The sequence below is a fragment of the Acidobacteriota bacterium genome, assembly GCA_040754075.1.
Lineage (GTDB): Bacteria > Acidobacteriota > Blastocatellia > UBA7656 > UBA7656 > JBFMDH01.
Genome location: JBFMDH010000010.1, coordinates 97,830 through 112,650, shown reverse-complemented (window position 1 = coordinate 112,650; position 14,821 = coordinate 97,830). Strand labels below are relative to the sequence as shown.

General features: G+C 46.5%; 11 protein-coding genes. 7 read left to right on the top strand and 4 right to left on the bottom strand.

Translation table 11 applies throughout. The features are described from left to right. The first annotated feature begins 43 nt into the window (after window positions 1-43). The 7 genes from AB1757_13055 (at window position 44) to AB1757_13025 (ending at window position 7,813) form a co-directional block, all read left to right on the top strand. Entirely contained in the window at window positions 44-874 is an 831-nt protein-coding gene (locus tag AB1757_13055; GenBank protein MEW6127961.1) for a VOC family protein, read from the top strand. A gap of 67 nt (window positions 875-941) precedes the next feature. Further along, on the top strand, window positions 942-2,228 hold the full coding sequence (locus AB1757_13050; protein MEW6127960.1) for a retropepsin-like aspartic protease: 1,287 nt from the start codon (window positions 942-944) through the stop codon (window positions 2,226-2,228). 157 nt (window positions 2,229-2,385) lie between these two features. Continuing rightward, a complete protein-coding gene (locus AB1757_13045) occupies window positions 2,386-3,312 on the top strand; it encodes a tetratricopeptide repeat protein (GenBank protein MEW6127959.1) in 927 nt (308 codons plus the stop codon). A gap of 206 nt (window positions 3,313-3,518) precedes the next feature. Then, a complete protein-coding gene (locus tag AB1757_13040; GenBank protein ID MEW6127958.1) occupies window positions 3,519-5,117 on the top strand; it encodes an aspartyl protease family protein in 1,599 nt (532 codons plus the stop codon). Between the two features lie 342 nt (window positions 5,118-5,459). Further along, window positions 5,460-6,164, top strand: a complete 705-nt coding sequence (locus tag AB1757_13035) for a DNA alkylation repair protein (GenBank protein ID MEW6127957.1) — start codon at window positions 5,460-5,462, stop codon at window positions 6,162-6,164. 14 nt (window positions 6,165-6,178) lie between these two features. After that, window positions 6,179-6,673: an N-acetyltransferase family protein gene (locus AB1757_13030; GenBank protein ID MEW6127956.1), complete on the top strand. Its 495-nt coding sequence runs from the start codon at window positions 6,179-6,181 to the stop codon at window positions 6,671-6,673. Window positions 6,674-6,778: 105 nt separating this feature from the next. After that, window positions 6,779-7,813, top strand: a complete 1,035-nt coding sequence (locus tag AB1757_13025) for a VWA domain-containing protein (protein ID MEW6127955.1) — start codon at window positions 6,779-6,781, stop codon at window positions 7,811-7,813. An 80-nt stretch (window positions 7,814-7,893) separates the two neighbouring features. Here the strand turns inward: AB1757_13025 and AB1757_13020 are convergent, their stop codons facing one another. The 4 genes from AB1757_13020 to AB1757_13005 all read right to left on the bottom strand — a co-directional run. After that, complete coding sequence (locus tag AB1757_13020) at window positions 7,894-8,784, bottom strand: haloalkane dehalogenase (protein ID MEW6127954.1); 891 nt, start codon at window positions 8,782-8,784, stop codon at window positions 7,894-7,896. Between the two features lie 279 nt (window positions 8,785-9,063). Next, window positions 9,064-9,435: a hypothetical protein gene (locus tag AB1757_13015; GenBank protein MEW6127953.1), complete on the bottom strand. Its 372-nt coding sequence runs from the start codon at window positions 9,433-9,435 to the stop codon at window positions 9,064-9,066. A gap of 134 nt (window positions 9,436-9,569) precedes the next feature. Then, window positions 9,570-11,333 carry a response regulator gene (locus AB1757_13010; protein ID MEW6127952.1) on the bottom strand — a complete coding sequence of 588 codons (1,764 nt, stop codon included), beginning with the start codon at window positions 11,331-11,333 and terminating at the stop codon, window positions 9,570-9,572. 162 nt (window positions 11,334-11,495) lie between these two features. Next, window positions 11,496-14,821 (bottom strand): response regulator (locus tag AB1757_13005; GenBank protein ID MEW6127951.1); only part of this gene is annotated, 3,326 nt, incomplete at its 5' end.

Genomic DNA, 14,821 nt, shown 5'->3' with positions numbered 1-14,821 from the left:
ACAATCAGCGATTCTGTTCAATAAAAGAGGAGATGTTTTAGTGATGGGAAAAGTTTTATTTTTAGCAATTATTTTATTGATTAGCGCGAATTTAGTTTTTGCTAAGGAAAGTCCGACCGATTTTAAGGTTTACGGAGTGAAAATCAATGTTCAGAGTCTTGAGAAAGGGGTCGAATTTTACAGCGGCGTGATGGGTTTCAAAATTGAAAAGATAAATCTTGCGCTCCGCGAAGTTTATCTTTTGAGCGGCGATAATCGAAAAATTATTCTAAAGGAAACTGCCGAAAAACTTTTCCCTGATGAGGGCGATTACTCATGCACGTCATTCGCTTTGCAGGTAAATAGTCTTGATAGCACGTTGAAAAAATTGGGAGAAAAAGGTGTGAAATTTTTTGAAAAAGAAAAGCGCACTGAAGGTATAGGTTTTTCGCTGCATTATTACGACCCGTTCGGCAATATCTTTTCGATGGTTGAGGTTACTATTGGCGAACGCAAAACCATTGATGAACCTAAACTCTACAATTTTGGTTATTACATTCCAGACATACAAAAAGGAATGGATTTTTATTCTACTAAAATCGGTTTTATCGAGCGGACTAAAAAATATATGCCGGAAGATATGCCGCTTTATCACGCCGATAATTCGTTTGGTTTTATGCTCCATCTCAATCGTAAGGATTGGGGTTTGCGAAAAGATGTGAATGGTAAAAATGCAGTTAATCTGGTTTTTTCGACCAAGAATTTGGCTCAGGCGCAAGAGAATCTGAAAAAACTTGGTATCAAGACATCCAAACCGATGCCGTCAATCGGCGGACAATATTTTTCATTTCAAGATAATTACGGTATCAGAGTTGATTTGATTGAATCGTTGTGAGGTGGAAAAGACGGAAAAATCGCCTGCGCCGTTGAGGAATTGATAAAACTATTGAGAGAAATTTGTAATGCAAATGAACATACGATTTTTATCAAAAAATAAATATCTCGCGCTTTTGCTGATTCTGTTTTTTACTCAACAGGCATTTTCTGTTACGACTGCCGAACTACAAGATTTGTATGACCAAAAGCAGTATTTTGATTTGCGCGATAAATTGCGCGAATTTCAAAATGATCAATCCAATGAAGTGATTTTCTTTCGCGGGGCAATCGCTAATAAATTCAATTCTCCGCAAGAATCAATCGCCTTGCTTAATCGGTTTCTGAAAAACGCTTCGCCGAAAGACGAACGTTTGAAAGACTGCTATTTGCTGTTTGCCGACAACTACGCGAAGACTTTTCAATACGCCAAAGCCGCCGAAAGTTACCAAACGTTGCTGCGAAAATTTTCCGGCGAAATGGATGGAAAAGATAAGGCTGATTATGAAAACGGCTTTAGGCTTTGGAACACTTTGAGGAAAGTTCGTCCGCAGAAAGTTTGGTTCCAGGGCGATTCAAGAATTCAAGGTGTTAAAGCCGAGGTTGGGCTAACCGTTCCGGTTGAAATCAACCGATGCCCGAAGGAATATTTGATTTTTGACACCGGCGCGAATCTCTCTGTGGTTACGGAATCCCTTGCCAAAAAGTTGAACCTGCAAATTATCGAAGCCCGGATTGATGTTGGTGGGATTACCGGAGTGAAAACCCGAGCAAAACTTGCAGTAGCCAAAAAACTCAAACTCGGCAATGTCTTGGCGGAAAACGTCGTCTTTCTGGTTTTTCCCGATAAAGCATTGTATATCGAGCCAATCTCCTATCAGATGACCGGATTTATCGGGTTTCCCCTGATTGCCGCGTTGCGGGAAATCACTTGGGTGAAAAATCAAAAGATTTTGATACCTGCCAAACCGCCTAGCCGCACCGCACAAAATCTGGCTCTCAATAATTTAACTCCCTTGATTGAAGGGCATTATCAAGGAAAACGTCTGATTTTCGGTTTCGATACAGGTGCCAGCAACACCAGTTTTTATCAACCGTTTTTCAAAGCATTTGAGGATGATGTCATCAGGAAAGGAACACAAAAACCCGAAAAAATATCGGGCGTTGGCGGTTCAAAAGAGATAAAAGCCTATTTAATGAAAGACATCAAAATTTATTTCGCGGGCAAAGAGGCGACATTTCCAACAGTAAAAGTCTTGACGGAAAAAACGACCGATTTAAGTCAATATGTTTATGGCAATATCGGCAGGGATCTGGTTGACCAATTTGAAAAGATGACCATGAATTTTCAGTCCATGTCGGTAGCTTTTGAATAAAACACTGTGTTCCCGGACGCCGAGCGAATGATTGGAACAAAGATTTTGAGAACGAGGATAACCAGGAATCCTTGAGAGCGCGCTAATGTACGTAAACCCAGCTATGACTAAAAGCATGAAATCGCTTTAATAATTTTGAATTTGTGAGGTTGAGAAAATGCAGTGGCATACAGTTAAAAATAGTTTGGCAGTAATTTTCATTTTCGGTCTGATTATCGGCAGCGGCTTGGCGCAACAACCGCCATCAGCAGCGATGGCAGATGCCAATAAATTATTTCAAGAACAGAAATGGGCGGAAGCCATCAACGCCTATCAGGAAATCGTAAAAAATAATCCCACAGCGGGACAGGCGTGGTATCGGCTGGCATATAGCTTACACGCCACAGGTAAATATCAAGAGGCGGTTGCCGGTTATCAAAAGGTGCTTTCCATCAACTCGAAAAATGCTCAGGCGATGTACAACCTGGCTTGCGCGTATTCAAGGTTGAATGAAAAAGACCAGGCGATTGACTGGTTGAATAAAGCGATTAACGGCGGTTTTCCGCAGCTGAGAGCCATCAAAGATGACCAAGATTTTGATAATCTTCGCAACGATGCGCGCTTTCAAGAGGCGTTGTTGACTGCCGCAAAAATCGCTACGCCGTGTCTGGTCAACCCTGAATATAAACAATTCGATTTCTGGGTTGGCGAATGGGAGGTGTTCAATCCACAGGGGCAACGGGTTGGTAGCAGCGTCATTCAAAAAGTGACCGACGGATGCATCATCTTGGAAAACTGGAGTGACACGGTTGGCGGCAGCGGCAAAAGCCTGAATTTTTATAATCCTGAAACCCACAAGTGGTATCAAAAATGGGTTGGCAGCGGCGGCAATATCACCGAATTTGAAGGCATTTATCAAGACCGCAAGTTGCTTTACGAGAGCTTCAAAGTCAACAAAGACGGCAGCAAAGTTTTAACTCGAATGACGTTTTTTGATTTGGGTTCGGATAAGGTTCGCCAATTCTGGGAGCAATCAACTGATGAGGGCAAGACCTGGTCGCCACTTTTTGATGGAACCTACATCAGGAAAAAAACCGCCCCATGATTTTGTGCAATCCGAGATATTTTTTTCGTTCTCTGAACACCTATCGCAAAATGCATTTTGGCGCGAGCGGATAAAACCCAAAAGGTCTTGAAAAAGCACAAAAGGACACAAAACTGCTTTGAAAATTCGTGTTCTTCGCAACTTTGTGATAAGACCTTTTCCGATGCGCCCCAATGCAACCCGATATAACCTGTGGAGGTCGGACAGTGGATTCAAAAACTATCACGAGAAATCAACCCATCAGCGTGTTGATTTTCACAATTCTTCTTTTTCTGGTTTCAACATCTACCATTCAGGCTGCGCAAATTTCCGTTGAAAAACTTAAAAAAGAGGCTGAAAAAGCGCTTCGCAAAGGCAATTTTGAAAATGCCGAAATCGGCTTTCGTCAATGGTTGGTGGTTGAAGCGCAAAACCCCGATGCCCTGCTTGGACTCGGTTGCGCGTTACTGAAACAGAGTAAACTCGCGCAGGCTTACACCGTGGCAAACGAGGTCATTGCGCTTGACCGGAAATCTGCGAGAGCCTATGCCGTCAGAGGTATGGCGCTGCTGGGTTCGGGCGAGGTGAATCAGGCGCGGCATGATTTTCAATTCGCAGTGAATATCAATGGAAAAGAATCGATGGCGATTGCCGGGCTTTCAATGATTGCGCTGTATGAAAACCGCTTGATGGATAGCATTCAAGGGTTTCGTCGCGCCATCGATTTGGATGGCAAAGAGCCGGACTATTTTTATTACCTCACACAGGCAGCAACGCGCGGCAAACAATACGGCATAGCTGCCGAGGCGCTCGACCGGTTTCTTCACCTCGCGCCGCAAACCGATGAAGAGCGACGGGCGCGAATGCGCGGGCAGGTTGAACTGCTCAGATTTTTGGGAAAACAAACGCGCGTCTATGAAACCGTCGGTGAAGAGAAATCTTCGACCACTTTTGAAATCGTCAGCAATCGCCCGATTTTGAAAATTCGGATAAATGGCAGAAAAGAGCCTCTGCGATTTGTGCTCGATACCGGCTCGCATATGACGGTGATTTCCGACGAAGCCGCCAAGCGGTTAAAGATTAAACCCGTCGCTAAAGGCGGAAAAGGTCGCGGTATCGGTGGTTATTTCAATATCGTTTATGGCTTCTTACATCAATTGGAAATCGGTGGCGCGCGAATCGAAGGCTTACCGATATTCATTCGCCCGTTTATTCAAGATGCCTTTCCGGTTGACGGCTATCTGGGGACTTCAGCCATTGCCGAATTTTTAACCACAGTTGATTACGGCGCAAAACAATTAATCCTGACCAGACAAACCGATAAGCAGGCGATTCAAGCGCAATTCGATTCCGTTGAAACGGGAACCGTATTGCGGACGACTTCAAATGGCTTGTTGAGCGGAGAAGTGAAGGTCGAAGGTTTTGAACAACCGTTGAATTTTGTCATTGATACCGGCGCAACGGTTTCGGTTCTTTCACAGGAGATCGTCGAGAAATCTGCATTGAAAGCTTTTCGCACCAATGAGCAAGCCAATGTATTAGGAGCGGCAGGCATTGAAGAAAATGTCACGACGCTTTCGATTCCGCGTCTGGATTTCGGCGGTCATGTTCAGGAAAACGTGCGCGCGCTGGTTTTAAATTTACGCCCGATTAATGAAACTTCAGGGTTTCAACAGGTCGGAATTATCGGCGGCAATGTCTTGAGAAATTTTCGCGTAACCTTCGATTTTCAGCGCACCCTGGTTTTACTGGAACCCACGAAAGCCTTGAATAGCCCTGTAAAACAGAATCAATTTTTCGACATCGTTGCCGGCATCCGCTTTTAGTTTCCTAAAAGGCGACAGGGGAAATATCAAACTACAGGGGTAATTTTCCCTGTTGCCTGGTTTTCTGAGATTGAAAAGACAGGAACGAAAAAAAATTGCGGCTGAGCGCTTTCTTTTAAAAGATTGAATTTGCCGAAGGTGTTTTGGCATACCACGCTGGGTATTAGTATAAGAGGAGTTTAACAATCGTTGAGAAGCCCGCTTGGGTTACCGTTTGAGTTTTTCTTCGATTAAAAATCTTCTGGTTTATTGCCACTTCGCCTTCGGCACTATTTTTTATAAGCGATGCAAATTTGCTAATTCAATTCTTTTCGGCAGTTTTTTTATGGCATGATGTCGCCTATGAATGCGAAAGAGATTCAGACGAGAATGCGGGCAATGGGCAGTGAAGAGCGGGCGCGGGTTTCTGAGTGGTTTTTCAAAACCGGACCCGGCGAATACGGCGAAGGCGACCTCTTTTTGGGACTGGATTCGCCGACCTTGAGAAAACTGGCGAAAGAATATCGGGCGGCAAACTTTAAAATTCTCTTGTCGCTGTTGAAATCGAAATTTCATGAAGAACGTTTACTGGCATTGTTAATTTTAGGTTTGCAATTTCTTAAAGCTTCGGATGAAGCAAAGCATGAGATTTATCGCTTTTATCTGGCAAATACGCTTTATATCAATAACTGGGATTTGGTGGATTGTTCCGCGCCGCATGTGGTCGGGGCTTTTTTGATTGATAAAGATAAAGTGATACTTGCAAAGTTAGCGAAATCCGAAAGCCTCTGGGAACGGCGCATCGCCATCGTTGCAACACATTATTTCATCAGAAATTATCATTTCGACACGACCTTTAAAATTGCCGAGATGTTATTGCAAGACCGCGAAGACCTCATTCATAAAGCGGTCGGCTGGATGCTCAGAGAAGTTGGCAAAAAACATTTTGAAGCCGAAGAAGCCTTTATGCGCATCCATTATCAACGTATGCCGCGCACCATGTTGAGGTATGCGATTGAGCGATTTCCCGAAGAGTTACGGCAAAAATTTCTCAAGGGGCACATTTAAAATTCCGGATTTTGCTGATGGAAATAAAGCTTGATTTGATGAACGCCGACGACTGGCTTCAGGTCAGAGCGATTTATCTGGAAGGCATCGCCACGCAGAATGCGACCTTTGAAACCACCGCGCCGCAGTGGACAGTGTGGGATGCCGGGCATTTAAAAAGCTGTCGTCTGGTGGCGCGACTCGATGGTGAAGTCTATGGATGGGCGGCGCTTTCGCCGGTATCCGGTCGCTGTGTTTACGCGGGGGTTGCCGAAGTCAGCGTCTATGTTTCTGAAAAAGCGCGCGGGCACGGCATCGGGCGCAGATTGCTCAGCGCCTTGATTGAAGCATCGGAACAAGCAGGCATCTGGACGTTGCAAGCCGGGATTTTTCCGGAAAATCAGGCAAGTGTGGCGATTCATCGGCAATGCGGTTTTCGCGAAGTCGGGCGGCGCGAGCGCATCGGAAAAATGAACGACAGGTGGCGCGATGTTTTGCTGCTTGAACGCCGCAGCCGTTTAATTGTTTAATTCAAGTTATTGACTAATTATTTACGGGATCAACTCGGAGTCCCTTAATCATTGCAAGTGATGCAAGCGCGATTTGCATCCTTAACCATTGAGAGGGAGAGTTTCATGAAAACGTTGTTGTTCACCTTGGGAGTTATCCTGCTGGGTTGTTTCAGTTCTTTGGCGCAAACCGAAAAACCAATTTCGCAATCCGGCGAAGAGCAAGCCATCCGCCTGCAAGCCAATCTCATCAACCTCAATGTCAAAGTCACAGACGCGCAGGCGCGTCCGCTGGTCGATTTGAAAAAAGAAGACTTTGTTATTTTTGAAGATGGAATTGAACAGGATGTCGCTTTTTTTCAACCGGTCAACGCGCCTGTCAATCTGGTTTTGTTGTTGGATTTCAGCGGCAGTACACGTGAAAAAAGAAAAATATTATTCAAAGCCGCCAAGAAATTCGTTGACGCCCTCGGTAAAGACGATCAAATCGCGGTCGCGGGGTTTACCCGAAAATATTATCTGATTTCCGATTTCACCAACGACCACAACCTGCTTAAAAAACGCATCGATGATGCGGATGAAATCAGCGGCGGCACGGCTTATTACGATGCCCTGTGGAAGACGCTGGATTTATTAATGTCCAAACGCGACTCGCGCAAAGCCATCGTCGTATTAACCGATGGCGTCGATAGCTCACTGTATAAAAATCGCGGCAGTTATTCGTATCTGCCGACCACGCATTCTTTTGAGGAATTACTCGACCGCGCCGAAGAAGAGGATGCTTCGATTTATCCGATTTATCTGAATACCTTGAAACCGCCGTCAAAAGGCGGTGGTTTTATCGGCAAATTACTGGGCTTTGGCAAAGAGATGAACGCTTATCGAGAGCGGGCTTACAACGAAGAAAAGATGATTTACGCGCTGGCGCATCAGCAACTGGAAGCCCTTGCCGAGTCAACCGCCGGAACTTTGTTTACCGCCAACCGGGAAGAAGACCTCGAATCGGTTTATGAGAAAGTCGCCGCCGAATTACATCTCTTCTATAGCCTGGCGTATGCGCCGAAAAAGGGCATGGGAACGGGCGAATTTCGCAAACTCGCAATAAAAGTCCATCGGGAAAATGCCAAACCGAAAACCCGCAAAGGTTATTTCGCCAAATAAAAAAATGTGATAACGGGTGGATTCTATTTTTATCTGGTCGGGCAGCAGGGCGACAATCCGGTTCACTTTGAAGGAATCGTTCAGGTGCTGGCGATGAAATCGACAATCACCCTGGCGAGTTCTTCGCCTTTGTCTTCTTGCAGGAAATGTCCGGCATCAGTGATGGTCGTGTGCTTTTGTCCCTGAGTGCCGGGAATGAGTTTTTGAAAGATTACATCGCCGCCGCGCGTAATCGGGTCGCTATCACTGAAAGTGCAGAGAAACGGTTTCGTCCACTGTTTTAAAACTTCCCAGGCTTGGCGATTGGCTTCAGATGCCGGGTCATCCGGGGTAATCGGCACGAGCAACGGAAAAGCTCGCGCGCCGGCTTTATAGGTTTCATCGGGGAACGGCGCGTTATAGGCGTCAATGACATCCTGCGAAGGTTTACCTACCACAGCGCCTTTGATAATTCCGCCCGCGTGAAATTCGGGAATCGATTGCGAATAGTCGCGCCAGCGCAAAAAGGCTTCCGAAGGTGGTCTATCGCCGGTTGGTAAAAAAGTATTTCCGGCAACGATGCGCGAAAACCGTTCAGGATTTTCAGCAACGACTCTGAGTCCAATCAAACCGCCCCAATCCTGTCCGAAAAATGTGATGTTGGTGAGGTCGAGTTGTTTAATGAACTCGGTAATCGCATCGACATGAAATTGATAAGAGTAATCCGATTTTTCGATGGGTTTATCGGATCTGCCAAAACCAAATAGATCGGGCGCGATGGCGCGATGTCCTGCGGCTTTGATGATGGGAATCATTTTGCGATAGAGAAATGACCAGGATGGTTCACCATGTAACATCAACACGGTTTCGCCGGAGGTTCCCGGTTCATCAATGTAATGCATGCGCATTCCCAGCAATTCCAGATAATGCGGCGCAAAATTGAAATCCGGTAGATCGGTGAAATATTCATCAGGCGTTCTTAGAAATTTCATGGCGTCGATTTTAATCGGCATTCATTAAAAGGTAAAAGAAAATCTTGGCAGGATAGTTGTGAGATTTTTTGAATACCGTGGGAGTAGCTTAAAAAAAATGTCGCCTGGTTGACGGGAAAGCCTGTCTTCAAATTGCGCGGATGAGATGAATTGTCTTGCCAGTTTATCCGCCTCATCCGCTGAGTCCGAAGTTAATGTTGTCCTTTGGTGTGAGGACACTTATTTTTAGTGGCGAGCGGTTCTACTCTGTTTGATAAAACAAAATCGTCCGGTTGCTGATTAATTCACCGGCGGTTTGGTTGCCGTTGGGTTCGACCGATTCCGGTTTCGGCGAAGTTCTCGCATTTTTCTCATCTCCTCGCGGGTAATGAAGCCATCGTGGTCAGCATCCAGGCGGTCAAAAGCTTTTGGTCGTTTATTCCACTCTTCGCGGGAAATCCGTTGATCCTGATTAATATCCAATCTCAGCCACGCTTTGCGCATTTTCATCTGACGCTGTTGTCGTTGATTGCGAAGCCTCGGCTTTTGGCGCTCAGTGGGTTGCTGAATTTGAGGCGTCGCCGGTTGCTGCGTAGGGTCGGATTGACCATAGATTGCCATCGGAGTCAAACAAAGAACCAGAAAAAGACAGAAATTAAAAAATGCTTTCATCGAATCATCCCTCCAAAAATTATATTGCGATGTCTGTTGGACTACAGCAGCGGCAATTAAGTTTGGAAGATATATATAAATCTCGCGCTTTTAACATAAAAGTGGATTGGCACAGGCATTTGAAGAGAAACGCATCACATCACGGTTTTGGCGCGGGCAGCGATCAATTTGACGACCTCTGCGACAAGAATTTCGGGATTTACGGGTTTGGTTAAAAAGCCCTGAAAGCCCATTTTTAATGCCCGTTCACGTTCTTCATTGAAGGCATAGCCGGTTAAGGCGAGCGCCGGAATCTGTTTTCCATCGTTCATATTGCGCAACTGTTGAATAAGGAAATAGCCGTCTTCATCGGGCATTCCCAGATCGCTCACGATGATATGCGGGTTCCAGTAAGTCAAAATCTCAAGGGCTTTTTGAACGGATTCGGCGGCTTCGATTTCAGCTTTGCGTTCGCTCAGCATAAAGCAGGTCAACTCACGGGTGTCGGTCTGGTCATCAACCACCAACACACGCAACCCTTCGAGCATTAATAATAATTCATTCGAGGTTGGATTTTTGTTCGCACTGGTAAACTCGCTGGGCTTTTCATTGGGTGTGTGAAGCGTTTTACGGGGAAATTCCAGCGTAAACGTTGCGCCTTGATTCACGCCGGGACTTTCAGCCATCACCTTTCCGCCATGTGATTCGACGACGTGCCTGACAATCGCCAAGCCCAATCCAAGCCCACCATGTTTGCGAGTCATTGACCCATCGGCTTGACGGAAGCGATCAAAGATATAGGGTAAAAATTCCGGTTCAATCCCTTGCCCGGTGTCGCTCACCTGCAAACGGATGGTCTCGACGCTTTGTTGCAAGTTTGCCGTCACTTTTCCTCCCGACGGGGTGAATTTCACGGCATTGGATAATAAATTCCAGATTGCCTGTTGCAGTCGGGTTGAATCACCGACAATCGGTGAGATGTTTTCATCCACAGTCACCTGTAGATCAATATTTTTTGCCTGAATAACCGGCAGCAAAGTTTCAATCGAAGATTTTAAAATGTTATCCAGCGTCAAAACATCCAGCCGGAAAGGGAACTTGCCGGAGATGATGCGCGAAACATCGAGAATGTCTTCGATAAGCTTGGCTTGAATTTTGGCATTGCGTTCGATGGTCTCCATCGCTTTGGCTGCGGTTTCCGTATCGGCTTTGCCGCTATTGAGAATTCTGACCCAGCCAAGAATGGCATTTAACGGAGTTCTCAGTTCGTGCGAAAGCGTCGCTAAGAATTCATCTTTCAAACGATTGGCATTTTCCGCTTCGGTTCGGGCATTCTGTTCGCGAATCAGCGCTTCTTCGCGTTCACCTTCAACCCGTTTTCTCTCGACGATTTCGATTTCCAGTTTGTCAACGGCTTCTTTCAGTTGGCGAGTGCGTTCCTCAACCCGACGTTCCAAATTTAAATTCAAATCATCGAGTTTGAGGTTGGTTTCCTGTAACAGTTCCGCCTGTTTTTTTACTTCGGCAGTCATGCGATGGAGTTCGATAAAGAAACGCGCTTTGGCTTTCAGGATTTCCGGTTCCATCGGTTTGAAAATGTAATCCACCGCGCCGAGTTCATAACCTTTGGCGATATGACTTTCATGTTGATAAAGCGCAGTAATAAAAATAATCGGTGTGTGTTTTAGTTTTTGCACTTTGCGCATCAAGGTGGCGACTTCAAACCCATCCATCACAGGCATATCGACATCAAGCAGCACGACGGCGAATTCATCATCCAGTAACCGCCTTAACGCTTTCTTGCCGTTTTCGACCGAAATGATATTTTCATCCAAATCATCAAGGGTTGCCTGCATGGCGATACGATTAGCTTCATTATCGTCCACCACCAAAATATTAACCTTATTTTCCTTACTCATAACTCTATGCAATGACGATGAAATGACACCCCATCTCTTAAACGACACCTTCGTCGTTTTGCCCCCCCGCAGTCAATGTTTATCAGCAGTAACCATTCAATCAGCGGCATATCGGCTTTGAGCCGATTACCTCAATGCAAATAGGTTTTCGCGCTGCCGTGCCTATCGATATGCCCAAACTCTTAATGCCGACAACAACTGATCGGTATTCACCGGTTTGGCAATGTAATCGGAAGCTCCTGCATCAATACATTTTTGCCGGTCACCTTTCATGGCTTTCGCAGTAATCGCAATAATCGGCAGTTGTCGGTAATTTTCCAACGAGCGAATTTCACTCATGGTTTGATAGCCATCGTATTCAGGCATCATCATATCCATCAAAATCACGCTAATGTCTGGCGTCTGTTTCAGAATATTTATTGCGCTTTTACCATTGTCAGTCGAAAGCACCTCGATGTTGTAAGTTTCCAGCAGGCTGGTTAAGGCAAAAATATTTCTGATGTCATCATCGACGATGAGAATTTTTTTACCGGCGAGCATTTGATTGGGACTGAACAAATCGAAAAGCAACCGGCGTTTGGCTTCCGAAAAATTCGTCGCTGACCGATGCAAAAACAACGCGGTTTCGGCAAATAATCGTTCCTCTGACAAGACCTCTTTAACGGTCAATTGCTCCATCAGCCGTTTCAATTTCTTCTCTTCCTGTTTGGTCAAATCCGGGTGCCCCTGCATGATGACAGGAATGCGCCTCAACATCGGCTGTTTGACAATCGATTCCAGTAACCGAAGCGCGGCTTTATCCGGCAGCCCGGCATCAACCAGCAAACAGTCGGCATTGTCTTTACTCAAAGTTGCAATGCCATCTTCCAAAGATGAAGCAACGGAAACCTGTATATCTCCGCTATCGGAAATTTCCAGATTGTCGCGGTGTGTATCTCCGTCCTGCCCGACAATAACCAGGTGTTTCTGGGGTTTTTGAACATAATCTTTGATTTGTTTAATAACTTCGGCGACGCCTTCGATACTGGTTGGTTTATCGCTTTGATCCAAAACCGCGTATCCTTGTGCCCAATGGGTCTTTTCGAGCGCGGTTATGGATAACACGCGAACCGGTATGTGTCGCGTATTCAGATTGACTTTCAAACGGTCAAGCAGCACCCAGCCATTCATATCCGGCAGATTGATGTCGAGGGTGATGGCGGTCGGTCGGTAATGCTCGGTAAATTGCAGCGCCGATTCGCCAGACTCAGCAATAATGCTTTTGAACCCTTCCTGTTTTGCTGCCTGGTGGAGAATGCGCGCATAATTGTAATCATCTTCAACGATGAGCAGAACCAGATCGCCGGGTTCGATTTTTTCGCGGTCGTCGGGTAATTCGCCGAATGCCAGGTCAACCTGAGACAACATCTCTTGTATCGGCGCTGATTCAGCAACCCGATTGACAAAATCCTGAATCCGACGATTACTCTGCATCGCCGTTTGCGGGGTGTATCGCAACGGTAAGTAGAGCGTAAAAGTGCTGCCTTCGCCGATTTCACTTTGCAAAACCATCTCACCGCCGAGCAATTGCGCCAGTTCGCGACTGATTGCCAATCCCAACCCGGTGCCGCCGTATTTTCGACTGGTGCCGCCGTCTGCCTGTTGGAACGCCTCAAAAACAATTTTCTGTTTCGGTTGCGGGATGCCGATTCCGGTATCGGCTACCGCAAAGGCAATCACTTCAGAGGCTTCATTCAATGAGCGATTGTCACTGCTCCAACCGCCCGTCGCTCTTTCGATATGCAAAACCACTTTGCCGCGTTCGGTAAATTTCAAAGCATTGGACAAAAGATTCTTGAGGATTTGTTGCAGACGTTTGGCGTCCGTAAACATCTTCTTGGGAAGGTTGTTCGAGAGGTCGATTTCATATTGCAAACCTTTGCGCTCGAACTGATGGCGGAATACCCGCTCCATCTGTTTTTGTACTTCATTGAACGGCAGGTCATGCAGGTCAAGCGTCACGGTGCCCGATTCAATCTTCGACAGGTCAAGGATGTCATTAATCAAAGCAAGCAAATCGTGCCCGGCGTTTTGAATGGTTCGCGCATATTCGCATTGCTTATCATCGAGATTGCCTTGCGGATTTTCCGCCAGTTGTTGCGCCAGAATCAATAAACTATTCAACGGCGTGCGCAACTCGTGTGACATATTCGACAGGAATTCCGATTTGTATTTCGAGGTGAGCGCCAGTTGTTCGGCTTTCTCTTCAAGCGCGCTCTTGGCGAGTTCAACCTCCTGATTCTTCTGCTCGACTTCGATTTTCTGTTCTTCCAGGAGGCGGGCTTTGTCTTCGAGTTCTTCGTTGGTTTTTTTGAGAATCTCCTGCTGGCTCTGCAATTCTTTGGCAAGCGATTGTGATTGTTTGAGCAAATCTTCGGTTCGCGTACTCGCCTGAATGGTATTGATGACGATGCCCAACCCTTCGGTCAACTGTTCGAGGAATGATTGGTGCGTCGCGTTGAAACGCTCGAATGCCGCAAGTTCGATAACCGCTTTCGGGGTGCCTTCAAAGAGCACCGGCAGGATGATGACGTTAAGCGGCGATGCCTCTCCTAAACCGGAATTGATGCGCACATAATCGGCGGGCACGTTGGTGAGCAATATTCTTTGCTTTTCCAGTGCGGCTTGCCCGACGAGGCTTTCGCCGAGTCTTAGCGAATTGGAAATCACCCGCCGTTCGCGATAGCCATAACTGCTCTTCATCTTCAATACCATCTCGCCCTCTTCATCGGTTTCGATAATGTAGAAGATGCCGTGCTGCGCGCCGACAAGTGGCGCAAGTTCCGAAAGCGTCAATTTTGAAACTTCCAGCAAATCGCGTTGACCTTGCAAGAGGCGTGTGAATTTCGCGATGTTGGTTTTCAACCAATCCTGTTCAGCGTTCGTTTGTGTGGTCTCCTTGAGGTTGCGAATCATTTCGTTGATGTTGTTTTTGAGTTCTTCGACTTCGCCGCGTGCGCCGACTTGAATGGTGCGGCTCAAGTCGCCTTTGGTAACGGCGGTCGCAACCTCTGCGATAGCGCGTACCTGTGTGGTCAAATTTTCCGCCAACTGATTGACGTTATCGGTTAAATCGCGCCAGGTGCCGGCAGCGCCCGGCACAACTGCCTGACCTCCCAACCGTCCATCAACACCGACTTCGCGAGCTACGCCAGTCACCTGATCAGCGAAGGTCGCAAGCGTATCAATCATGTTGTTGATGGTTTCGGCAAGCGATGCGATTTCACCTTTGGCTTGCACTGTGAGTTTTTGTTTCAAGTCGCCGTTTGCGACAGCGGTAACGATTTTTGCGATACCGCGCACCTGGTCTGTAAGGTTTGCAGCCATCGAGTTGACATTATCGGTCAAATCTTTCCAGGTGCCGGAAACGCCGGGCACTTCGGCTTGTCCGCCAAGTTTACCTTCGGTGCCGACTTCGCGGGCGACGCGGGTGACTTCGGCGGCAAACG